We start from the raw sequence: 22,988 nt of genomic DNA on the forward strand, positions 1-22,988 counted from the left end.
TTATGCCTCCGCCTTTAAGGTCATTTGTTCGATTCTTTTTTCTGGTGTAGTGTTAAGAACGATACGATTTACATAAATCCCGGGCAAATGTATCGAATCGGGATCGAGCTCACCGATCTCTACAATTTCCTCAACTTCAGCGACTGTGATTTTCCCAGCCATCGCACAAACGGGATTAAAATTTTGAGCTGTTTTCCTAAAGATTAGGTTACCTGCCTTATCTGCTTTATACGCTTTGACCAAAGCGACATCTGCAGTTAAAGAGGGTTCTAAAATATATTCTTTACCATTGAACTCACGTACTTCTTTACCTTCTGCAATCAACGTACCTACGCCTGTTTGGGTAAAAAATGCAGGAATCCCAGCTCCACCAGCACGGAGTTTTTCAGCCAAAGTGCCTTGAGGGGTTAGCTCGACTTCAAGTTCACCATTTAAGTATTGTCGCTCAAATTCTTTATTTTCTCCGACATAGGACGAGATCATTTTTTTAATTTGTTTTGTTTCGAGTAGTAATCCCAAACCAAAACCATCTACACCTGCATTGTTTGAAATACAAGTCAGCTCTTTAGCTCCTGTTTGTTTCAGGGCAGCAATCAAAGCCTCAGGAATACCACATAAGCCAAAACCACCAACAGCTAAGGTTTGACCATCTTGAATGATATCGTTCAGTGCACTTTCAGCACTTTCATACACTTTGTTCGTCATTGAACACCTCATTGTATTTTTATTTTGTTCATCCTGAATCAGCTTCCGATCTTCATCATTTCATAATGCTGATACGTACTAAGCACATTTTTTTTGCCAATACGCATTGGCATAGTTAGATGGATTGTTTCGTTGCAAAACTTGACTAATGTTACGACTCGCAAGCATCAGGGCATCTAGGTTAATGCCAGTTTCATAGCCCATATTGGACAAGAGATAAAATAAGTCTTCAGTGGATACATTACCCGAAGCACCTTTGGCATAAGGACAACCGCCAAGTCCTGCAATCGATGAGTCAAATATGCGGATGCCTTGTGTCAGTGATTGATAGATATTGGCAATTGCCATGCCGTAGGTATTGTGAAAATGACCAGCTAAAAGTTGTGGTTCAATTCGTTCCAAACATGCATTCCAAACTTTGGAAACACGATCAGGTGTAGCTGTGCCGATGGTTTCACCCAAGGATACTTCGTAGCAACCTAGATCAATTAACTTTGCACTGACTTCAGCAACCTTATATGGATCAATTGGACCTTCATAGGGGCAGTCAACGATACATGAAACGTATCCGCGTACTTTAATATCATGTTGTTGAGCAAACTGTAATACATCAGCAAACTTCTCAAAACTTTCCTCAATTGAACAATTTATATTCTTTTGAGTGAAGCTTTCAGAAGCAGCGGTGAAAACCGCAACTTCTTTACAGCCTACAGCTAAAGCTGACTCGAATCCCTTAAGGTTTGGTGTCAGTAAGCTGAACTGGATATCTTCATCATGTGGTAGGCTAGCATAGAGTTGATCACTTTCTGCCATTTGAGGTACCCACTTTGCAGATACACAAGAACCGACTTCGATATTCTTCAAACCAGTTTTCATCAAATCAAGAATAAGATTGCGTCTGTCTTCGAATGTTAAGGGTGTTTTTTCATTCTGAAGACCGTCACGAGGTCCAACTTCAACGATTTTCACAAAATTATCGTGATTTGGTGTGGTTTGATTGGTTGTTTTCATCATGCCGCATTCTCCTCAGCAGCTTGAAACTCAACCAGCTCATCACCAGCTTTCACTTGATCACCTTGTTGGAAATAAGCTGCGACAACGACACCATCAAATGGTGCACGTATAGCGTATTCCATTTTCATTGCCTCTAACGTTAATAACACTTCATCTTTTTTTACACGTTGATTTGCTGAAACAAATACTTGTGTCACTGCACCCGGCATTGGTGCTTTTAGATTTGAGTCAGATGAAGATTGATCATTTGTATTAAAATTAGGTTTGATGAGTTCAAATTTAAAAGTCTGCCCATTTTTAAATAGGGTGACCGCATCATTGGTTTTTTTAAAACTGATTTTCTCTTGACCGAAAGAGGTATAGATCGCCATGAGATTTTCATTGAGCAACTGACCTGAGATAGCGTAGCTTTCGCCATCAAGCTGTGCTTCGAACCCTTGTGAAGTTGAGATAAATTCAACTTGATACGTTTGTCCGAGATGTTCAAGTTTTATCGGTGTACGCGCATCAACATTACTTCTCCAAAGGGGTTTTGCTTTCCAAACTGGATGGCTTGTATGCTTGGATTCATTTAACTGAGAATGCAGTTCAATAAATGCTGCTGTGACAATTGTTTCAGACGAAGAAGGAGTAGTGGTTTTAAATAGGAACTCATCTTCACGCTGAATTAAATTAGTATCTAGATTGGCATTTTTGAAAGAGTCACATGCCACTAAGCGATCTAAAAATGCAATATTGTTGCCTAAGCCTTCGACATGAAAGTGGCTCAAAGCATGATGCATTTGGACGAGTGCTGCTTCACGATTTTCTCCCCATACGATGAGTTTAGCAATCATTGGATCATAGAACGTTGTGATCTCATCACCTTGCACAATGCCACTATCAACACGGACACATTCATTTTGAGTCGGATAATGAAGATAATTAATTTTTCCAATTGCTGGGAGAAATCCTTTCTCTGGCTCTTCTGCATAAACACGAGCTTCAAGTGCATGGCCATGAATTTTTAATTCAGACTGTTGTTTTGGCAAACGTTCACCATAAGCAACACGTAATTGCCATTCAACCAAATCTTGTCCTGTGATCATTTCCGTCACAGGGTGTTCAACTTGAAGGCGAGTGTTCATTTCCATGAAGTAAGCTGTACCATCTTGCTCAACAATGAACTCAACCGTTCCAGCACCGACATAGTCTACTGCTCGGGCAGCATTAATCGCAGCTTCACGCATCGCTTCGAGTTTAACTTCGGCCATTTTAGGGGCTGGGGCTTCCTCTAGGACTTTTTGGTGACGGCGCTGCACAGAGCAATCACGTTCAAAGAGGTGAACATAATTGCCATGTTTGTCACCAAAAACTTGCACTTCAATATGACGAGGATTGACAACATAACGTTCAATTAGAACGTCATCATTGCCAAAGCTTGATTTCGCTTCACTTTTGCATGAGTTCAGTGCAGGAAGAAAGTCTTCAGCACGCTCAACTAAGCGCATGCCTTTACCACCACCACCTGCACTGGCTTTAATCAGTACAGGATAGCCAATCTGATCAGCTTGTTGTTTTAAGAAATCTGCATCTTGATTGCTGCCATGATACCCAGGTGTGAGTGGTACACCTGCTTTTTCCATCAATGCTTTAGACGTTGCTTTTAAACCCATGGCTAAGATGGCAGCCACTGGAGGCCCTATAAAAGTAATATTGTTTTTTTCACAGGCTTCCGCAAATTGATCATTTTCAGATAGGAAACCATAACCTGGATGGATGGCTTCAGCCCCTGTTTTAAGTGCAGCTTGAATAATACGATCTGCTTGTAAATAACTTTGTGCAGCAGGGGATTCACCAATATAAATAGCTTCATCCGCTAATTTGACATGCTGCGCTTGGGTATCTGCATCTGAGTAAATTGCAACCGTTGCGATACCTAATTTTTGTGCACTACGAATCACACGACATGCAATTTCGCCACGGTTTGCAATGAGAATTTTTTTAAACATATAGAATCCCTTTTTATTGTTCTGCCGTTGCTTGAATCCATGCTGGGCTTTGTTTATTTAAAAAAGCAGTTAAGCCATTTTTGGCTTCATCACCTTGACGTACGTGCGCAATGTGTTGAGCGGTTTGAATCAGTAAATCTTCTGTGACTTCTTGATGATCAACTAAACGAATCAAAGACTTTGATGCAGCTTGAGCTTCAGGGCCACCAAGCAAAATTGCATCAATGATTTCCGATACGGTGGCCTCCAACTGTTCTGGCTGACAAACTTCATGGACGAGACCAATATGCTTTGCTTGTTCTGCAGAAATACGTTCAGCCGTGAGAAAATATCGAGATGCTTGACGAGCACCGATGGCACGGATCACGTATGGACTAATCGTTGAAGGTGCTAAACCTAATCTCACTTCTGAAGTGGCAAACTTAGCATCAGTGGAAGCCACACAAATATCGCATGCTGAAGCAAGCCCCATGCCGCCGCCAAATGCAATACCATGGACACGTGCAATAGTCGGTTGTTTCAGCGTGGCTAAACTTTGTAACATTTTGGCAAGTTTCAAAGCATCCTCTTCATTTTCCACTTTTGATGCTTGACCTGCTTGTTTCATCCAATTGAGGTCCGCACCTGCAGAAAAGCTTTTACCACGACCTGCCAAAACGACAACACGAACGTCATCATTAGCATTTAAAGTTGTGAAACAGTGATTCAGTTCTTCTATCACTTGTGTATTGAATGCATTGTGTAATTCAGCACGATTAATCCAAACGGTCGCAACTTGGCGTTCAATTTCAAGCTGTAAAAATTCATAACTCATGTCATTTTCTCCTTACATGCGGAACACGCCGAACTGAGTTGGTTCAATTGGTGCATTCAATGCAGCAGCCAAACTCAGACCTAAGACATGACGTGATTCTGCTGGATCAATCACACCGTCATCCCACAACCGTGCAGATGCATAATAAGGGTGTCCTTGCTTTTCAAATTGATCACGATAAGGTTGTTTGAATTGATCTTCTTCTTCAGCTGACCAAGTTTCACCACGTTGCTCAATTTGATCACGCTTAATCGTGGAGAGAACACTAGCAGCTTGTTCACCGCCCATCACGGAAATACGTGAATTCGGCCAAGTCCATAAGAAGCGAGGAGAATATGCTCGACCGCACATTCCATAGTTGCCTGCACCAAAAGAACCACCGACCACCAAGGTGATTTTAGGAACATTTGCGGTAGCTACTGCCATGACCAATTTGGCTCCATTTTTGGCAATACCTTCATTTTCATATTGGCGACCGACCATGAAACCGGTGATATTTTGGATAAAGAGCAGTGGAATATTGCGTTGCGTACACAGTTCAATGAAATGCGCACCTTTCTGAGCAGACTCTGAAAATAAAATTCCGTTATTGGCAATGATTCCGACCTTCATGCCGTAGATAGATGCAAAACCTGTAATTAAGGTTGTACCAAAACGAGCCTTAAATTCATCAAGTCTTGAACCATCCACGATACGTGCAATCACTTCACGGATGTCAAAGGGTTTGCGTGAGTCACTCGGAATGACACCATAGAGTTCTTCAGCACCATAAAGTGGTTCTTCAATTTCGGTCTTTAATGCTTTCGGTTCGATATTTAGGTTTTGAACAATATTGCGTGCAATTTGAATCGCATGTTCATCACTTTCTGCAAGATGATCTGCGACACCAGATAAACGGGTATGAACATCGCCACCACCAAGGTCTTCAGCAGTCACCACTTCACCTGTTGCAGCTTTTACCAAAGGTGGACCACCGAGGAAAATCGTGCCTTGATTGCGGACAATAATTGTTTCATCGGACATGGCAGGGACATATGCGCCACCCGCAGTACAACTCCCCATAACCACGGCTATTTGTGCAATACCTTTACTCGACATGCGTGCTTGGTTGTAAAAAATTCGTCCAAAATGATCGCGATCAGGGAATACTTCATCCTGCATTGGCAGAAATGCACCGCCTGAGTCGACCATATAAATACAAGGAAGATGATTTTGTTCAGCAATTTCTTGCGCACGTAAATGTTTTTTTACAGTTAAAGGATAATATGTCCCCCCTTTAACCGTTGCATCATTGGCAACGATCATGCAAGTCACACCATGCACTTGACCAATACCTGCAACCACACCTGCAGCTGGAACATCGTCAGCATAAACTTGATAAGCAGCGAGTTGACCAATTTCAAGAAAGGCAGTTCCTGCATCAATGAGTTGATCGATCCGCTCACGCGGTAATAATTTGCCACGTGCTAAATGTTTCTGACGTGCTTTTTCTCCACCGCCTAAGGCAATGGTGTGAGCTTGTTTTTTTAAGTCTGCGACCAATTCAAGCATCGCAGCTTGATTGATTTTAAACTCTTCACTACGTGGATTGATTTTGCTTTTAATTTCGTTCATCAATGACTTCCTTGTATTAACTTGAATTATTTGGTTTCGTTGAATAACTCACGACCAATTAACATGCGTCGAATTTCAGAAGTTCCTGCACCGATTTCATAAAGTTTGGCATCACGCCATAATCGACCTGTGTTGTAATCATTGATATAACCATTGCCCCCAAGGGTTTGAATTGCTTCACCAGCCATCCAGGTTGCTTTTTCAGCTGAGTAGAGAATGGCACTTGCTGCATCTTTACGTAAACCACGATCATGATCAGCTTTATCACATGCTGCACCCACGGCATAAACCAAAGCCTTGCTCGCCAACCATGTAGAATACATATCCGCAATTTTGCCTTGCATGAGTTGGAATTCACCTAAACATTGACCGAATTGCTTACGTTCATGAATGTATGGGATGACCACATCTAAACATGCATCCATAATGCCTAGTGGTCCACCACTGAGAACTGCACGCTCGTAATCTAATCCACTCATGAGCACTTTTGTACCGTTACCCACACCACCCATGACGTTTTCTTTAGGCACTTTGACATTGTCAAAGAACAGGGGATAAGTATTTGAACCACGCATTCCGAGTTTGTCTAAGTGACTCCCATGACTAAAGCCTTCCATGCCTTTTTCAATAATGAAAGCAGTCATGCCTTTGGCACCAGCATTGATGTCAGTTTTGGCGTAAACCACCAGCACGTCAGCATCTCCACCATTGGTAATCCACATTTTTGAGCCATTAAGTACAAAGTGATCACCATGCTCTTCAGCACGTAATTTCATACTAACGACATCTGAACCCGCATTTGGTTCAGACATTGCCAAAGCACCGACATATTCGCCAGAAATTAATTTAGGAAGATATTTTTGTTTTTGTTCTTCGCTACCATTACGGTTAATTTGATTCACACAAAGATTTGAATGTGCCCCGTATGAAAGTCCAATGGAAGCAGATGCTCGTGAAATTTCCTGCATGACAATGATATGAGCCAAATAACCCAGATTGACACCACCGTATTCTTCACTCACGGTAAGTCCAAGTAACCCCATATCACCAAATTTTTTCCATAAGTGAGCTGGAAATAAGTTGTCTTGATCAACTTGTTGAGCAATAGGTGCGATTTCCTTTGCACAGAATGCAGCTACAGAATCACGTAAAGCGATTAGTGTTTCGTCTAGTCCAAAGTCGATACTCTGTAAATTCATTTTCATTCATCCTAAAATTTAATTTTTATTTCCAGTGAAGCATTTTGTCCTTGCTTGAGAAATACAATACAGTTATTTTTTAAAAAAGTGAATATAGATTCAGAAAATGATTTATAATTCATTTTAGTTGATTGGGTGAACAATTATGAGTTATAAAAGATCCACTTTGATGCAAGAGCGTATGGAGCAAAATCGTCAATCGATACTGCAATCCGCGCGCGAACTTATTGCGGGTGGTGGTTTTAAAGATGCACAAGTGCAAGCGATTGCAGATAAATCTGGTGTCTCGAGTGGTTTGGTCTATCGCTATTTTGAGAACAAAAATCAGATTTTGATTGAAGTGCTTTCACAGGCCATCAAAGGTGAGGTCGATATTCTGAATCAGATTGCAAAAAATGATTGGACTTCGACTGAGAAGTTGACAAAGGCCGTCACTGCTTTCGTAAAACGTGCTTTGAATAGCCCTCAACTTGCATATTCACTCATGTTTGAGCCCGTAGACCCAACGATTGAGCATGAACGTTTTAGAAGTAAGCAACTGATAAAACAATCCATTAAGGAGATTCTTGCCGAAGGAAAGGTCAATGGTGAGTTCGAATTTGAAGATTTAAATACAGCTGCATTATGCGTGGTTGGTGCGATGACATTCGTTGTGATTGAACCTTTAAATCCATCGCGTAATGTGATGTTTGATGACGGTTATAAAGGTTATTTCGTTAAGCAAATTGCAGACTTTTGTGTCAATGCAGTTAAGGCAAAGGAGGAAAATTAATTTAATTCACACAAAAGGATGTCATGTTTAAACGAGTAATCGCGTAATTAATAACGAAATATTGGATTGATATAAGAAAATAGAATCAAGGAGTATGATTCAATGACGCAATTACGACTCAGTTATGCCTATGGCACCAGTGAGCAACCCTTATTGGGTATGACTATAGGCCATAAATTTGATCAAGCATGCCTACAATATGCCGATCAGGATGCTGTGGTCAGTGTGCATCAAAATGTACGTTTGACCTATCAGCAGTTACAAGAGAAAGTAAATGCTTTTGCATGTAGTTTATTAAAAATCGGTTTAGAAAAGGGAGATCGTCTAGCGATTTGGTCCCCTAATTGTGTGGAATGGACGATCGCACAATTTGCAGCCTTCAAGGCTGGAATTATTTTGGTCAACTTAAATCCTGCGTATAAAAGCTACGAGCTAGAATACGTACTCAATCGAGTATCTTGCAAAGGATTGATCATTGCATCGACCTTTAAGACGACCAATTATCAAGAAATTTTGACGCAAATTGCACCAGAAATTTTACATACGACCAATGGCGTTTTAAATGCTGAAAAATTGCCGCATTTAAAGTATTTGATCAAAATAGATGATCAACAACATACTGGGTTTTATCGCTTTAGTGATTTATTGGCTGAACCGACTTCAGAGCAGTTAGATCAACTTAATGAGATAGCATCTGGTCTTCAATTCGATGAAACCATCAATATCCAGTTTACCTCCGGAACGACAGGTAGCCCCAAAGGGACCATGCTGACACACAATAATATTCTGAATAACGGATATTTTGTGGGAGAGGCAATCAAACTGACTTCTAAAGATCGAGTTTGTATTTCTGTACCGTTATTTCATTGCTTTGGTATGGTGATGGGTAATCTTGCCTGTATTACACATGGATCAACCATGATCTATCCATCAGCTGTATTTAATCCTCTTGATAGTCTTAAAGCGATTGAACAAGAGAAATGTACCGCAGCTTATGGTGTGCCTACCATGTTTATTGCCATGCTTGATCATGAGCAATTTGACGAATTTGATTTGACCACATTACGTACAGGCATCATGGCTGGCAGTCCATGTCCAAAAGAAATCATGAAGCGCGTCATTGAGCGTATGCATATGCGAGATATCACGATTTGTTATGGCATGACTGAAACAGCGCCAGTAAGCGCACAAAGTTCGATCACAGATTCGCTAGAACAACGAGTGAGCACTGTTGGTCGAGTTCATCCACATATCGAAATTAAAATAGTCGATGAACACGGTAAAGTAGTGCCTCGTGGCAAACTCGGAGAGTTGTGTGTACGAGGATACTCAGTCATGCTGGGCTATTGGGATGAAGAAGAAAAAACCCGAGAAGTCGTAGATGTCGCAAAATGGATGCATACCGGTGATATCGCTGAAATGGATGATGAAGGCTTTATCAAAATCAAAGGTCGCATTAAAGATGTTGTGATTCGGGGAGGTGAGAATTTATTCCCTAAAGAGATTGAAGACTTCTTATATAAACATCCGGCTGTTAGCGATGTTCAAGTCATTGGGCTTCCTGACCCGAAATATGGCGAAGAGTTATGTGCTTGTATTATTTTGCATGAAGGACATGAATGTTCTGAACAAGTGATCAAAGATTACTGCAAAGCCAATATCTCACATAATAAAGTGCCACGATATGTACATTTTCTTAAAGAGTTCCCAATGACTGCTTCTGGTAAGGCTCAGAAGTTTAAACTCCAAGAATATATGCGTGAGCAGCTCAATATTTTTGATGAGAGTGCTTAATCGTCATTGAGTAATATTTTAACTTCAAGCTAGAAAAACAACAAAGCCGAACTTAGTTCACTAAGTTCGGCTTAATTTTAAAAAATAGTAGAAGAGCGATATGGCAAAGAATTTTGATCACCCAAAAATCGTAGAAAACTATGATGAACATATCAGGCAGCTCATACCAGGATATGAACTGATGCATCTACATATATTAGCGCTGCTTGAAACTCATCTCAAAGAAGAGGCTAAAATTGCCATTGTCGGGTGCGGAACTGGATTTGAACTGAATTATTTATTAGATCATTTTCCAAAGGCGGAGTTTGTTGTGTTTGATCCATCGGCAGCGATGCTTGAAAAAACAAAACAGATCGTTCAGTTTAAGCAGCAAATGCACCGAGTCATAATTCTGCAAGGTGACACGACGGTGCTCCAGAAATATTCTGAAAATTTTGATGCAGTATTGAGTATTTTGGTTTTTCATTTTGTTTCACATGCATACAAAAAGAGTTTTTTAGGTGATATTTACCATGCTTTGAAACAAGATGGTGTGGTTCTGAGTTTCGATCTGATGCAATTCGAAGAACCAAATGATCAGTTAGTATTAAAAAATTTGGTGACAAAAATAGGATTAAGTGAAAAACAAAGTCAGGTCATGTTGGAAAGAATACATGATGACTTTAATTTAATGACGGTGAAAGAGATTAAGAATCTATACCTTCAGGCTGGTTATCAAAATTTAAGAACTTTTTGTCAAATGTCTAATTTTTATGGATTAAAAGCAGTAAAGTGATAATTTCATATTTAGAATAACCTATTCATTTTATCTTATATGAAAATCCTACAAATGGTTATATATCTAAAATGAAAAAGGATTATGATAAAAGTATTGTTTTATGAATATAAGGATTGTTCATGACCACAGAGACTCAATTTCCACAAACTTCTAATCGTGGAATCGCGGTATACAGTAATAACGCTGAAGCGATTGGTAATACACCGCTTATTCGCATTAATCGTGTGATACAGGGTGGGGCTACAGTTCTTGCTAAAGTGGAAGCACGTAACCCAGCATTTTCAGTAAAATGCCGTGTTGGTGCAGCTTTGATTGCAGATGCAGAACAACGTGGTGTGCTTAAAGCAGGAATGCATATTGTTGAACCGACGAGTGGTAATACCGGAATTGCGCTAGCTTTTGTTGCTGCTGCTAAAGGTTATGATATCACACTGACCATGCCTGCAAGTATGAGTATCGAGCGCCGTAAAGTACTCAAAGCATTGGGTGCTCATTTAGTATTAACCGATCCTGCTAAAGGGATGAATGGTGCTGTTCAAGAAGCAGAACGTTTAGTTGCTGAGAACCCAGAGCTTTATTATTTACCTCAGCAATTTGAAAACCCAGCAAATCCTGCCATTCATGAAACTACAACTGGACCTGAAATTTTTGAAGCAACGGGTGGTAAGGTTGATATTTTAGTGGCTGGTGTAGGTACGGGAGGTACGATCTCTGGTATTTCGCGTTATTTTGAGAAAGTTAAAAATAAAGCCCTTTACTCAGTTGCAGTTGAACCAGCAGACTCACCAATTATTGGACAAGCGAAGCGTGGCGAAACACTGACTCCTGGACCACATAAAATCCAAGGCATTGGTGCAAACTTTATTCCTAAGAACCTAGATTTAGATTTGGTGGATGAAGTTATCGCGATTGAAAATCAAACTGCAATTGATTTTGCTCGTCAATCTGCAATCAAAGAAGGGATTTTTGTGGGGATTTCAAGTGGTGCAGCATTAGCGGCCGCTCATGAACTTGCTCAACGTCCTGAAAATGCCGGTAAAACCATAGTGGTGATTTTACCTGATGCTGGAGAGCGCTATTTATCTTCAGTTTTATTTGAAGATATCTCAGCAGATTAACGAGAAAATCAAAGCATTCTAAAAAAACGGTCTTCATGGCCGTTTTTTTGTGATTTATTTGATTAAAACAATTTTTAACTCTTCTTAAGTTACCAATCATTTTAAATTTATTACATCACACGACTATTTTCACAGTTTTGAACGCGATATCTTTAAGCGAATTTTTTCTAATAAAAAAATGAATGAACGACTTTAATCATCCTATTTATATTATCGGCGCTGGTGTTGCAGGATTAAGTTGTGCTCAGCATTTAAAATCAGCAGGATTTAATGTTGTTGTTTTAGAAGCACGTGATCGTATAGGTGGGAGAATACATACACAAAACATTGATGGTCATTGTTTTGACCTTGGTGCATCATGGATACATGGTATTGATAATAATCCGATATGGAAAATTGCAGAGTCCAATCGGATAAGTACTCAAGTTTTTAATTATGATCAAGTGGATTATTTTCATGCCAATGGTCAGCCATTTACCGAACAAGAGAGCTTAGAATTTGAAAAATGCCTTCGTGATGTTCAGAAGGTTTTTCAAAATACATCAATAGAGCAGGATATCTCCGCTTTTGAGCAACTTGAGAATGTTTTAGGAACGATACGTTTTCAACTTCATTATTTTGATCGAGACGTCATCACACAAAAAATTAAGCAGTATTACTCAAGGCTTGCCCATGATCCTTTTGCGACTGATTTAGAGCAATTAGCCCATAATTTTATGGATTTTGAAGGCTACTTCTCAGGCGATGAAGTGATATTTCCAAAAGGTTATGAACAGATTGTTAAAGTTCTGGCTGCTGATTTAGAGATTCATACGAATGCAGATATTGTTGAAATCGTTCATGACTCTCATCAAGTCCAGATAAAAACAGCATGTGGACAGCTTTACATAGGTTCTCAAGTTGTGGTGACTGTTCCGCTCGGTATCTTAAAGCAAGATAAAATTAAGTTTGAGCCGCCTTTGCCTAGTGGATTAGTCCAATCGATTCAAAAGCTGGGTTTTGGATCTTTCAATAAAATATTTATACAATTTTCAAAAGCTCTAGAATTTAATGGGAATGCACTTAAACACAATACGGCATTTTTTTGGGATGAGCGTGAGCTGTATAGTATTTTAGATTTTAGTCATTTATATAATAAACCGACTTATCTCCTTCTCGTTGGAGGTACAAAGTCAGAATGGGTTGATCAAGCAACGGATCAACAGGTGCATGAATATATTAAGAAAATATTGAAGATTTGCATTCAATCCAATGACATTCAAAATATTATAATTACTCGCTGGGGGAGTGATCCGTTTAGTTTAGGTTCATTTAGTTTTCCAAAAGTTGATCATACTAAAGATGATGTAGAGATCTTCAAAAAAGAGCATCCAGCGCAAGTATATTTTGCAGGTGAACATTGTCATACCGATTATGCAGGTACTGTGCATGGTGCATATCTGTCAGGTCGTGACACTGCTAATTTAATTATTCGTAATGGCTCAAATATAAAGCTGTAACTGATGTACAGTTACAGCTTTATTTAGTTAGTATGAGTAAGTTGAGAAATTAACCTAAACTCACATTAATACATGTCCATATTCTTCGCGAAGTTTTCTTTTTAGCATTTTTCCAGTGCCGCTGAGCGGTATGGCATCGACAAAAATCACTTTATCTGGGGTTTGCCATTTAGCAATTTTATCAGCATAGTAATCAATGAGTTGTTGTTCAGTGATTTCGCTATCAGGATGTTTAACGGCGATTAAGACAGGTCTTTCATCCCATTTCGGATGTTGTGCTGCGATGACCGCAGCCATCGCAATTTCTGGGTGACCCATTGCGATATTTTCAAGCTCTACAGAAGAGATCCATTCTCCACCAGATTTAATCAAGTCTTTCGCACGATCACTAATATGCAGATAACCATCTGCATCTATGGATGCAATATCTCCAGTATCAAACCATCCATCACTGGTCAATGGTGAGTCGGACTGACCAAAGTATTTGTCAACAATCCAATGTCCTTTGATTTGTAAATTACCAATAGTCTCACCATCATGTGGAACAAGATCGGTTCCTTTTTCTTCAGACACTAAACGAATACTGACTCCAAATGGTGGGCGACCTTGGGAAAGACGTAGTTTTGCTTGTTGATCCTGAGAAAGTTGTTTATGTTTGGCTTTGAATTGATTGGCAGTGCCAAGTGGACTAGCTTCAGTCATCCCCCAAGCATGTATGGTTTCACAATCATATACATCACGGAATGTCGCTAACATGCTTGGTGGGCAAGCCGAGCCACCAATGACATTACGTTTTAAAGAGGTCAGTGAACTGTTCATTGCTTTTGCAGCGACTAATAAGCTTTGCCAAATGGTAGGAACACCAAGTGCAACAGTCACTTCATATTGATCAATGAGTTTAACTAGACTCTCACCATCAAGACCCGGCCCTGGTAATATAATTGAAGCACCTACCATCGCTGCGGCATAAGGTGTTCCCCATGCATGAACGTGAAACATCGGAACTACAGGTAAAATAATATCTTTGGCTGATAGATTGAGTGAGTCAGGTAAGCTGGCCGCTAAACTGTGAAGAACAGTTGAGCGATGAGAATAGAGAGCACCTTTAGGATTGCCTGTTGTTCCAGAGGTATAACATAGTGAACTAGCAGTGGTTTCATCAAATTCAGGCCATGTGTATTCTGCAGTTTGACCCGCAATTAAGTCATCGTAGAACAAGACTTCGGGTAAGGCTTGATGAATCTTTTCATCAGGTGCATCTAAGCAAATGAAATGTTGCACCAGTGGAATATGTGCTTTTATTCCTGTAATCAAAGGTAGGAATGTTTTATCAAAAATAATCGCTTTATCTTGTGCATCATTAATAATGAAAATCAGTTGTTCTGGAAATAATCTTGGGTTAATGGTGTGACAGATTAAACCACTCCCAGAAATAGCATACCAAGACTCTAAATGACGATGATTGTTCCAAGCTAATGTTGCAATACAATCGCCGTGAATGAGTTTAAGTTCATTTAATGCCTTTGCACCACGTTTAGCATTATCCGATACATCGCCCCAATTGGTTTCGTAAAGTGTGCCATCGGTGTTTTTTGAAACGATCAGGGTGTCTTTATGAAATTCAGCAGCATGTTCTAGTAAACTGCTGATTAATAAAGGTTGAAACATCATACGTCCGTGCATGCAAAGCTCCTGCTATTGATCATTTAAGTTGTTATTTTGAGTTGATTATACTTATGTAAGGTGAGTGCTCACGATTAACGTAACACTCACTGATGATCTAGAAATACACTAAATTATGCAGTCAGTAAAGAACCAACTAATTTACGGATTGAAACCAAAGGTTTACGCTCTGGAATGATGACACCAGCAGTTTTAAGGTCAGATACAAGTTCTGCACGGAAGTCATTATAGTCAACTTCTGCTGCATGTCGTTGACCGCCTTCAAAGTTGTAATGTGGATGATCTAACTCATGCTGAATCGCTTTTTTCATATCAGCTGGACGTTTATATTTTCCTAAGATTTCCTGACATGCCAAATTGGCTTGGTGATCTGAAATTGGCCAAATACAACCTAGTGGCTGGAATAAACCAATGAAATAAAGATTGTCATGTTCTGCGTGCATCATTTTACGGTAAAGCGGTAATTTTTCAGCATGTTGGAAATCTATAAAATCTTTATCGAAGAAAGGGAAGACGGTCCAGAAACCAGTACAACAACAAATAATATCAAACTCTTGTTGAGTACCATCGACGAATTCTACAATTTTACCATTGAGACGCTTGATCGCTGGTTTTGGTTTGATTTTACCGTGACGCACATAGTCAATGAAGTCAGAGTTCGCCGTTGGATGTTGTGTCAGCATCGGTTTGTCATTTACAGGCAAGCCAAAATCTGCGTAATTTCCACTGAATGCTTTTACCAATTTGGTCAGAATTTTTTGGCGCATTTTGGGCGGAAGTTTTTCCATTGACTTCACGAGTATGTCTGCGGGATGTCCAAACATAAATTTTGGAACAAACCATTGTGGGCTGCGCATCGATATATACACATCTTTTGAGACACGTGCTGATTCTACGGCAACATCACAGCCTGAATTACCTGCACCAATGACTAAAATTTTCTTTCCACGCCAGTCGTCATTTACACCTTTAAAATCATGTGAATGCATCCACTTGCCAGTAAATTCACCTTCATACTCAGGGTATTTCGGTTTCCAGTGATGACCATTTGCAACCATTAAATAGTCATATATTTTCTGTTGTTCTTTACCTTGATCATCGGTGTAATCCACCACCCATTTTTTATTTTCATTTTTATGAATATGGTGAATAGTGTGATGAAATTTAATTTTGTCATATACACCAAAATGTTTGGCATAATTTTCAAAATACTGCTGTAGATGATCATGTCGTGGATAGTCAGGATAACTGTCTGGCATTGGATAATCTTCATATTCAGACATTGTACGCGAGCTAATAATGTGTGTATTCTCATAGACTGAAGAATGACCAGTTTTAGAATTAAACACCCAATTCCCACCGACTTTGTCATTTTTCTCGAAGATATCGTATGCAATACCATTTTGTTGACAATTTTTAGCAGCCGTAATTCCTGACGGACCTGCACCAATGATACAGACTGTGTTCATATTCATATCCTTGAATGATGTTCTTTTTATTCATAACCAACTATAGTTGGTTTTATGACTATAATCGATTTATTTTTAAACAGCAAGACAGGGGATTTGTTTAAATGCTTTTTGATGAAATTAAGCTTCCTGTACAAAAAAGAAGTAAAGCAAGGTTAGAACTTGTACTAGAAACAACAAAGAAAATATTAGAAGAACAAGGCATCAATCACTGTACTATTCCCGAAATTGCAGCACAGTCCGATCTTCCTAAGATTACGATTTATCAATACTTTCCAACAGTTAATCATTTGTTCAGCATATTGGTGAAACGTTATTTAGATGAACTGCAGGCCTATGTTTTGTTTAAGAATGAGTGCTATCAAACTTGGTCAACACGTGATATTTGTTTTGATCTAATTTCTAAGGTGGCTGAGTTCTACAATTCAAATCCTGCTGCAAGTATTTTGATTTTGGGTGGGCCAGTACATGTTGATGGTTTTAATTTACAGGAAATCGTCATTGAGAAGATTGCTCATGATTTACAAGCGGTATTTGAGCAGAAAGTACATCCGCTGAAATTGAATAGAAAAGAGGAAGCGGTGTATCTGGTTGAAATGGTTTTTGCATTAATGAAACACAGCTACTATCAGCATCAACAAGTCACTGATGACATTCTAAAAGAATGCCATTTCATCAGTGAATTTTACTTAAGCAGTAAGGGATATAACTACCAACTTTAAAAGTTTATTTTAGTTTTTCCAAAAAATGTTGATGCGCTGCGATGAGTTGATCAAAAACGGGCGAATGAAATAGATCGAAGTGACCGCAGACGAACTCACGATATTCACCTTGTTTTAGTTTTTGTGCGAGTTTACGTGTTGCTTTGACAGGAATAAGTGAATCTAGTTCCGCACCTGACACAAAAACAGGGCATTGAATTTTATGAACGATCATTGTTGGTCGGTATAAACCAATGGTTGCAACGATTCGAGCTGGTACAGCATTTTTCCAATGCATCCCGTCTGGAATCAGTCGATAATAGGCATCATAGCAATCTTCACCCGCCAAAATGGCAAACCGATCTTTTGCAACTACAGGCATGGTTTTGAGTCTACCTATTTTTGCTAGGGCTAAATCTTGTAATGCAATCATGGTTGCAGGCAATAAATATTTTTTCGGATACAGTGTCAAGCTCGCTAAACCATCAACGTGTGGAAAATTAGAGATCACTGCTTTAAAGGTGTGTTCACTTGCTAATGTTAGAACATGCGCACCACTGAACGAATACCCCCATAAAATGATATTTTTTTTCGGGATGTAGAATCGGGTTTGAATATAGTCGATAACGACTTTCCAATCCTGAAGTTGACTATTTTTATCAACAAGATGCTGAACAGGACCACTGCTTAATCCAAAACCAGAATGATCAAATACGCATACGTTATATCCCAATTCTGCATAAGCTTCAGCGAAAGAGTTTAAGCCACAGCTTTTTTCTCCACCTAAGCCATGAGCCATAATGATGATACTAGAATCTTTTGTGATCGGCTCTGGCATATAAAAATCCGCTTGGATTTGATAGTTGCCATTCGGAATGAGTAATTCTTGAGTTTGCATCGTGGTTATCCTTAACACTTTTTTATTTTTAAACCCAACTCAGGTTGGTTTAAGCATATCGTTATGCAGTATAAAAGTCTATTTGATGTCAAATCGTTCAGAAAATTTTAAGCCTGATTGATTTAAATACATTTTTATTCGATGTATTCGTATGAGTTTTTTCTATCGCAAGCAATGTATCGCCTTAATCTTGAGCTATTTCATTTTGGTCAATCTATTTCCAGTACATGGTGCAGTCGACATGAAATTGATTCAATTAGGCTTAAATTCAAAAGGAGTGTTCTATTTAAAAGATGCATTTTGGCCAAGTGTAGTCGGGCATGAATGGGTTAAATATGTGCTAATCGCGATGTACTGCAGTATGCTGATATCTGTAGTCATGGTTGCTCATCCCAAATCGAGAAATCAAAATTTGGAAACCTCTAAAAATTACATCACAATTTTTGCAGTTGCTTTAATTTCAATTATTTTAATAGCGTTGTTCAAATCACAGTCGAACTTGATGTGTCCATGGGATGCAGCTCAACCTCAGGGAATGACAGTTGTCTGGAGTCTCAGTAGTAAAGTTGGGCATTGTTTTCCTGGAGGTCATGCTTCTGCAGGTTTTGCATTATTGAGTGGGTATTTTGTGTTCAGGAGCAAAAAAAGCAAATTAGCTCAATTTTACTTATTGAGTGCAATTCTCTTGGGAATGCTTATGGGATGGACGCAAATGCTCAGAGGAGCGCATTTTTTTAGTCATAATCTTTGGACTGGTTGGCTGATTTGGATGTTCAATGTCGTAATATTTAGTCTAAAAGAAAAGGTTAAATTAGCCTAAGCAATTAATGTAGTTTAATTTCCACTCTCACCAATAAACCACCTAATTGAGGGCTGCGATCAAAGATAAGATTGCCCCCCATACGTTCTACCGCTTTTTCAACAATTGATAAACCTAAGCCACTACCAATTTCTTGATGTTGCTCGACTCGATAAAATCTTTTTTTAATACGTTCATACAGATCTGCTGAAATTCCTGGGCCACTGTCCTCGACTTGAATGATAGCTATATCATTCTCTTGAAATGTAGAAACGTTAATGATGCCATTGGGGGGCGTGTATTTAATCGCATTCTCTATTAAATTGGTTAATATTGAATCTATAGCAGATGAGTAATTTATAATTTGAACGTATTCATAACGTTCCATACCTAAATCGATTTCTTTGGCTAAGGCTAAATGAATCAATTGCTCAATAGATTGATAAGCACGTTCATCTAAACGAATACTCACTTTTTTCTCGTTACTGGCATTTAATGAATCTTGTTGAGCGAGATTTAAAAGCTGACCGACCAAATGCTGAGTTCGGTGTAAACCATTATTCATTTTGATTAACGATTCGTGATGGGGGAGCTCTTTGAGTAAAATTTTAGTTTGAAGATTTAATGCAGTAATTGGTGTTCTTAATTCGTGAGCGGCGTCTGCAATAAATTGTTTTTGTTCTTGTTGGGCATCAGAGATCCTTTGAAATAATTGATTGATCGCTTGAATGCTGGGTACTAGCTCAATAGGGTACTGTTGAGGGGCAATTACGGTCAGCTCACTTGGTTTACGTGTACTTAATTCGGATTTAAATTGCTCAAATGGAGCAAAATTTCTTCTAATTATAAAACCTAAGCCATAAATCGCGAAAGGCATAATGATTAAATAAGGTAAAAACATGTTGATTGCGAGCTCTATGGCTAAAGCTTGTCGAACAGAGTCTTGTTGGCTCACTTGAACTTGAACAGTTTTCAATGGAATCACATAGGTATGCCATTTACCATAATGATTAGTGTGATGATAAAAACCTGACTTAGCGACTGGCTCAACCAACTGTTTAAACTTTTCATGTAAATGTGATTGTTGGTCATAGGCCCAAACATCTACAAATAAATCTTCTTCATGGTACTGTTTTAAATGTGAAAATTTACTCTTTACAGGATCTGGATTAAATTTTGCAACGCGCTCTGCCAGATTTTTCAGCTGAGCATCAAGTATTTCATTTGTTTCCTCTAAAGCTGTTCTATAGGCTGAAAAAACCAATATACATCCCATCACCACACTAAAAATTGAGGTAAATACAACAAGTTGCTTTTGTAAAGAGTAGGGTTGCGTCATGTATCAATTCTTGTTTTATGGTGTAGGCTGACCTAGCCGATAACCTAATCCTCGCACATTACGTATAAAATTTTTACCTAATTTTGAGCGTATGCGATGAATATAGACTTCAATGGTATTACTGCTGATTTCATTTTCAATATCATACAGTTTTTCTTCAAGATTAGACTTCGAAAAAATCTTATTTGGATAAGTTAAGAGTGGAATTAATAAAGCCCACTCACGGTTTGAAAACTCAACCGTCTGATTTTCAAAACTCGCGATATGTTGTTCAAGATCTAACCTGAGTCCGCCAAACTCTAAAATTTGTTTTATCTGGGGTGTATTTTGTTGAGATGCACGTCTGAGTATGGCGTGAATACGCGCTAATAACTCCTCAAACTCGTATGGTTTTACTAGATAATCATCAGCGCCTTGATTTAATCCATCGATACGGTGCTGAAGTTGATCTCTTGCTGAAATAATGAGTACAGGAATTGAAGGAAATAGTGAGCGAAGATGTTTGAGTACTTGCATGCCATCCATCATAGGTAATCCAAGATCGAGCAGCACTAAATCAAATGCTTGTTGATTTAATTGTTTTAAGCCATCGATGCCATTATTGACCCAGACTACTTCAAATGATTGATATTGGAGCAACTTTTGAGATGACTCTGCAATCATAAAGTCATCTTCAATCATCAGGATTTTATTCATATTAGGCTCTGTTCTATAATTGAGGTTTGCATTGTTGGCTGAGGTCTAATGCGGGTTGTAATGTTGTAGTATGAATATTTAATAAACTTAGCATGGTGTGAAAGACATTGTCTTGGCTTAGTACATCATTTTTCCGAGATTCAATGCATCGTACAGTTGACGCTTCATGTTTTCGCCATGCTGTTGAAAACCACATGATCATCGGAACATGAGTTTGTTGTGATGGTGCAATTTGATAAGGGGCGCCATGTAAATACATTCCATGTTCACCCGTGGATTCACCATGATCTGATAAATACCATAAAGCGGATTGAAATTGAGTTTGTTTGTTTAATAAATTGATTGTCGAAGCGAGAATATGGTCTGTATATACAATTGAATTATCATACGTATTGATCAGAGCTTGTTGACTACATCCTTGAATTGCGCTGGTGTTACAGGTCGGCTGAAAGGGTCTGTATTGATGAGTGGACCGTTTATAGTAAGCTGGGCCGTGACTTCCCATTTGATGGAGTACGATAAGTCTTGGCGTTTTATCATTTTTGGGAATGGCTTGAATATAGGCATTAAGGCTAGCAATCAATATTTCATCTTTACATTCACCCTTAGAATCGCACCATTGTTTACGAATAGATTCGGGAATTTCATAACGCTCAACCCGATTACAAACCTCTTTGCATCCTGAATTGTTATTGATCCACGTTACTTTGTAGCCCGCACGTCGAATAATATCGAGTAAGTTCTCCTGTTGTCTTGCGACTTTTTCTGTATATGCTTGTCGAGTCATACCAGAAAATAAACAAGGTACGGATACCGCCGTTGCAGTACCACAGGAACTGACGTTACGAAAATTGATTATATTTAATTTGCTTAATTCTGGATTTGTAGCTCGATCATATCCATTCAACTGAAAACTTTCTGCACGTGCTGTTTCTCCTATCACTAAAACCATCAGTTTTGGAGTTTGATGGGTCGCCGTTTGAATAAATTGGTGTGCATCACGTCCGTAGGGTTGAATTATAGTATTTTTGGGAGGTTGAAGATGTTTATAATAACTGAAGGACGCTGCAACGACATTTTGAGGACTGATCATCCCTTTCAACTCTCTGTTTTCTCTAAAAATAGCTGCATAGTCAACATAATATAAATAAGCGCAACCTAACACTAAAACTAAACTGATTACACTGTGTAACATTTTCCTGCAAAGGGTATGAGAAAACGTTGATTTTTTGATATTCACCCAATAAATAAAATAAAGAGGAACCAAAATAAAAAATAGGACCCAAACAACTAATCTTATATTTATCAGATCAAGTGCTTCCATCGTATTGGTTTGCATCAGATTTTGAATCTGATCAGCATTGATAATAATGCCTAAATTATTTACAAAATATGCGGACATACCGCCTAATACAATCCAGATACCTGCAAATATCTTTACGTTCGATCTCCAATGAATTAGATTGAAAATAAAAAAATAAGCGGCTGTGATTAAAACAGTTGAGCCTAGTAAAAAAAGAATTGCTGGATAACCTTGATAAGGTGTGAGTGAAGTAAGTTGTTTGTAGAACGCAATATTTAAACCAATACCAGCCCACACCGAGAGTATTAAATTGAATAGTGCTAGGCTTATCGTTGGTTTTTTCCATTGCTGAATGATAGATTTGTAGCGCATACGATGAGTTCTAATATTTAACTACGCTGAGATTAGGTTTTATTTCTTAAAATTTACTGAATAAATGATTGAAGTCTAGGGCATAAAAAAAGCCAGACTGATGGAGCAATCTGGCAAAGCGTCAAGATGAGTCACCCGTGACAAGTGATGTTTGCTGAGTTCAGGCTTGAGTTGTTCCGAACTTAAGCCTGAATAAATTCAGCCACAGCCTGGTTAAACGCTTGTGGTTGTTCAACATTCGAAATGTGCGAAGCATTAATCTCAACAAGTTGACTACCCGCAATCGCGGCTTGCATAAACTGACCATCTGCCACAGTGGTCACAGGGTCTTGCTGACCTGCAATAATCAATACAGGAATCGAAATCTGTTTGAGTTGTTCACGCACATCCGCCTTAGCCAAAGCTTCACAGCAGCTTGCATAACCTTCAG

At 38.9% G+C, this 22,988-nt stretch carries 20 protein-coding genes; 7 read left to right on the top strand and 13 right to left on the bottom strand.

The annotated features are described in order from the left end of the window. The 6 genes from AC1M86_RS13900 to AC1M86_RS13925 all read right to left on the bottom strand — a co-directional run bounded on the left by AC1M86_RS13900 (window position 1) and on the right by AC1M86_RS13925 (window position 7,337). Entirely contained in the window at window positions 1-705 is a 705-nt protein-coding gene (locus AC1M86_RS13900; protein ID WP_092768413.1) for a CoA transferase subunit A, read from the bottom strand. Between the two features lie 78 nt (window positions 706-783). Next, window positions 784-1,716, bottom strand: a complete 933-nt coding sequence (locus tag AC1M86_RS13905; protein ID WP_481596604.1) for a hydroxymethylglutaryl-CoA lyase — start codon at window positions 1,714-1,716, stop codon at window positions 784-786. Further along, entirely contained in the window at window positions 1,716-3,710 is a 1,995-nt protein-coding gene (locus AC1M86_RS13910) for an acetyl/propionyl/methylcrotonyl-CoA carboxylase subunit alpha (RefSeq protein ID WP_481608194.1), read from the bottom strand. The genes AC1M86_RS13905 and AC1M86_RS13910 overlap by 1 nt, the downstream gene beginning before the upstream one ends. A 13-nt stretch (window positions 3,711-3,723) precedes the next feature. Next, the gene (locus AC1M86_RS13915) at window positions 3,724-4,524 is read right to left on the bottom strand and encodes an enoyl-CoA hydratase/isomerase family protein (RefSeq protein ID WP_481608195.1); all 801 of its coding nucleotides are present in this window, start codon (window positions 4,522-4,524) and stop codon (window positions 3,724-3,726) included. 12 nt (window positions 4,525-4,536) lie between these two features. Beyond that, window positions 4,537-6,138, bottom strand: a complete 1,602-nt coding sequence (locus tag AC1M86_RS13920) for a carboxyl transferase domain-containing protein (protein WP_481608196.1) — start codon at window positions 6,136-6,138, stop codon at window positions 4,537-4,539. Window positions 6,139-6,164: 26 nt separating this feature from the next. Further along, window positions 6,165-7,337, bottom strand: coding sequence for an isovaleryl-CoA dehydrogenase (locus tag AC1M86_RS13925; protein ID WP_481592299.1), 1,173 nt, complete (start codon window positions 7,335-7,337; stop codon window positions 6,165-6,167). Between the two features lie 145 nt (window positions 7,338-7,482). Between AC1M86_RS13925 and AC1M86_RS13930 the strand changes: the two genes are divergently transcribed. The 5 genes from AC1M86_RS13930 to AC1M86_RS13950 all read left to right on the top strand — a co-directional run bounded on the left by AC1M86_RS13930 (window position 7,483) and on the right by AC1M86_RS13950 (window position 13,298). Beyond that, entirely contained in the window at window positions 7,483-8,109 is a 627-nt protein-coding gene (locus tag AC1M86_RS13930) for a TetR/AcrR family transcriptional regulator (RefSeq protein WP_092768402.1), read from the top strand. Between the two features lie 102 nt (window positions 8,110-8,211). Next, on the top strand, window positions 8,212-9,903 hold the full coding sequence (locus AC1M86_RS13935; RefSeq protein WP_481592300.1) for an AMP-binding protein: 1,692 nt from the start codon (window positions 8,212-8,214) through the stop codon (window positions 9,901-9,903). Between the two features lie 100 nt (window positions 9,904-10,003). Then, window positions 10,004-10,678 carry a class I SAM-dependent methyltransferase gene (locus tag AC1M86_RS13940; RefSeq protein ID WP_481592301.1) on the top strand — a complete coding sequence of 225 codons (675 nt, stop codon included), beginning with the start codon at window positions 10,004-10,006 and terminating at the stop codon, window positions 10,676-10,678. Window positions 10,679-10,800: 122 nt separating this feature from the next. After that, on the top strand, window positions 10,801-11,799 hold the full coding sequence (gene cysK, locus AC1M86_RS13945) for a cysteine synthase A (protein WP_481608197.1): 999 nt from the start codon (window positions 10,801-10,803) through the stop codon (window positions 11,797-11,799). Window positions 11,800-11,981: 182 nt separating this feature from the next. Continuing rightward, the gene (locus AC1M86_RS13950; RefSeq protein ID WP_481608198.1) at window positions 11,982-13,298 is read left to right on the top strand and encodes a flavin monoamine oxidase family protein; all 1,317 of its coding nucleotides are present in this window, start codon (window positions 11,982-11,984) and stop codon (window positions 13,296-13,298) included. 60 nt (window positions 13,299-13,358) lie between these two features. On the opposite strand, the gene AC1M86_RS13955 is transcribed toward AC1M86_RS13950, so the two are convergent. Together AC1M86_RS13955 and AC1M86_RS13960 are read right to left on the bottom strand one after the other, a co-directional pair. Beyond that, the gene (locus AC1M86_RS13955) at window positions 13,359-14,981 is read right to left on the bottom strand and encodes a long-chain-fatty-acid--CoA ligase (protein WP_481608199.1); all 1,623 of its coding nucleotides are present in this window, start codon (window positions 14,979-14,981) and stop codon (window positions 13,359-13,361) included. Between the two features lie 113 nt (window positions 14,982-15,094). Beyond that, entirely contained in the window at window positions 15,095-16,450 is a 1,356-nt protein-coding gene (locus AC1M86_RS13960; RefSeq protein WP_213032621.1) for a flavin-containing monooxygenase, read from the bottom strand. A gap of 104 nt (window positions 16,451-16,554) precedes the next feature. Here AC1M86_RS13960 and AC1M86_RS13965 point away from each other — a divergent pair, with 104 nt between their 5' ends. Then, the gene (locus AC1M86_RS13965; RefSeq protein ID WP_035270045.1) at window positions 16,555-17,172 is read left to right on the top strand and encodes a TetR/AcrR family transcriptional regulator; all 618 of its coding nucleotides are present in this window, start codon (window positions 16,555-16,557) and stop codon (window positions 17,170-17,172) included. Window positions 17,173-17,176: 4 nt separating this feature from the next. On the opposite strand, the gene AC1M86_RS13970 is transcribed toward AC1M86_RS13965, so the two are convergent. Continuing rightward, window positions 17,177-18,049 (bottom strand): alpha/beta hydrolase, encoded by an 873-nt coding sequence (locus tag AC1M86_RS13970; RefSeq protein WP_481608200.1) that lies wholly within the window; start codon window positions 18,047-18,049, stop codon window positions 17,177-17,179. 151 nt (window positions 18,050-18,200) lie between these two features. Here AC1M86_RS13970 and AC1M86_RS13975 point away from each other — a divergent pair, with 151 nt between their 5' ends. Next, window positions 18,201-18,869, top strand: a complete 669-nt coding sequence (locus AC1M86_RS13975; RefSeq protein ID WP_481608201.1) for a phosphatase PAP2 family protein — start codon at window positions 18,201-18,203, stop codon at window positions 18,867-18,869. Window positions 18,870-18,873: 4 nt separating this feature from the next. Here AC1M86_RS13975 and AC1M86_RS13980 read toward each other — a convergent pair whose 3' ends face one another. From AC1M86_RS13980 to AC1M86_RS13995, 4 genes are all read right to left on the bottom strand, one after another. Next, a complete protein-coding gene (locus AC1M86_RS13980; RefSeq protein ID WP_481608202.1) occupies window positions 18,874-20,187 on the bottom strand; it encodes an ATP-binding protein in 1,314 nt (437 codons plus the stop codon). Between the two features lie 15 nt (window positions 20,188-20,202). Beyond that, entirely contained in the window at window positions 20,203-20,883 is a 681-nt protein-coding gene (locus tag AC1M86_RS13985; RefSeq protein WP_092768381.1) for a response regulator transcription factor, read from the bottom strand. A gap of 13 nt (window positions 20,884-20,896) precedes the next feature. Then, window positions 20,897-22,558: a phosphoethanolamine transferase gene (locus tag AC1M86_RS13990; RefSeq protein ID WP_481608203.1), complete on the bottom strand. Its 1,662-nt coding sequence runs from the start codon at window positions 22,556-22,558 to the stop codon at window positions 20,897-20,899. A 182-nt stretch (window positions 22,559-22,740) separates the two neighbouring features. After that, window positions 22,741-22,988 (bottom strand): alpha/beta hydrolase (locus AC1M86_RS13995; RefSeq protein WP_481608204.1); only part of this gene is annotated, 248 nt, incomplete at its 5' end.

It is taken from the genome of Acinetobacter sp. ANC_7654, from assembly GCF_056779855.1.

Bases quoted from the DNA above. Each gene is read 5' to 3' on its own strand.
- AC1M86_RS13900 (WP_092768413.1), bottom strand. From the start codon at position 705: ATGACGAACAAAGTGTATGAAAGTGCTGAAAGTGCACTGAACGATATC.
- AC1M86_RS13985 (WP_092768381.1), bottom strand. From the start codon at position 20,883: ATGAATAAAATCCTGATGATTGAAGATGACTTTATGATTGCAGAGTCA.
- AC1M86_RS13955 (WP_481608199.1), bottom strand. From the start codon at position 14,981: ATGCACGGACGTATGATGTTTCAACCTTTATTAATCAGCAGTTTACTA.
- AC1M86_RS13925 (WP_481592299.1), bottom strand. From the start codon at position 7,337: ATGAATTTACAGAGTATCGACTTTGGACTAGACGAAACACTAATCGCT.
- AC1M86_RS13935 (WP_481592300.1), top strand. From the start codon at position 8,212: ATGACGCAATTACGACTCAGTTATGCCTATGGCACCAGTGAGCAACCC.
- AC1M86_RS13960 (WP_213032621.1), bottom strand. From the start codon at position 16,450: ATGAACACAGTCTGTATCATTGGTGCAGGTCCGTCAGGAATTACGGCT.
- AC1M86_RS13940 (WP_481592301.1), top strand. From the start codon at position 10,004: ATGGCAAAGAATTTTGATCACCCAAAAATCGTAGAAAACTATGATGAA.
- AC1M86_RS13975 (WP_481608201.1), top strand. From the start codon at position 18,201: ATGAGTTTTTTCTATCGCAAGCAATGTATCGCCTTAATCTTGAGCTAT.
- AC1M86_RS13970 (WP_481608200.1), bottom strand. From the start codon at position 18,049: ATGCAAACTCAAGAATTACTCATTCCGAATGGCAACTATCAAATCCAA.
- AC1M86_RS13920 (WP_481608196.1), bottom strand. From the start codon at position 6,138: ATGAACGAAATTAAAAGCAAAATCAATCCACGTAGTGAAGAGTTTAAA.
- AC1M86_RS13965 (WP_035270045.1), top strand. From the start codon at position 16,555: ATGCTTTTTGATGAAATTAAGCTTCCTGTACAAAAAAGAAGTAAAGCA.
- AC1M86_RS13905 (WP_481596604.1), bottom strand. From the start codon at position 1,716: ATGAAAACAACCAATCAAACCACACCAAATCACGATAATTTTGTGAAA.
- cysK (WP_481608197.1), top strand. From the start codon at position 10,801: ATGACCACAGAGACTCAATTTCCACAAACTTCTAATCGTGGAATCGCG.
- AC1M86_RS13950 (WP_481608198.1), top strand. From the start codon at position 11,982: ATGAACGACTTTAATCATCCTATTTATATTATCGGCGCTGGTGTTGCA.
- AC1M86_RS13910 (WP_481608194.1), bottom strand. From the start codon at position 3,710: ATGTTTAAAAAAATTCTCATTGCAAACCGTGGCGAAATTGCATGTCGT.
- AC1M86_RS13915 (WP_481608195.1), bottom strand. From the start codon at position 4,524: ATGAGTTATGAATTTTTACAGCTTGAAATTGAACGCCAAGTTGCGACC.
- AC1M86_RS13980 (WP_481608202.1), bottom strand. From the start codon at position 20,187: ATGACGCAACCCTACTCTTTACAAAAGCAACTTGTTGTATTTACCTCA.
- AC1M86_RS13990 (WP_481608203.1), bottom strand. From the start codon at position 22,558: ATGCGCTACAAATCTATCATTCAGCAATGGAAAAAACCAACGATAAGC.
- AC1M86_RS13930 (WP_092768402.1), top strand. From the start codon at position 7,483: ATGAGTTATAAAAGATCCACTTTGATGCAAGAGCGTATGGAGCAAAAT.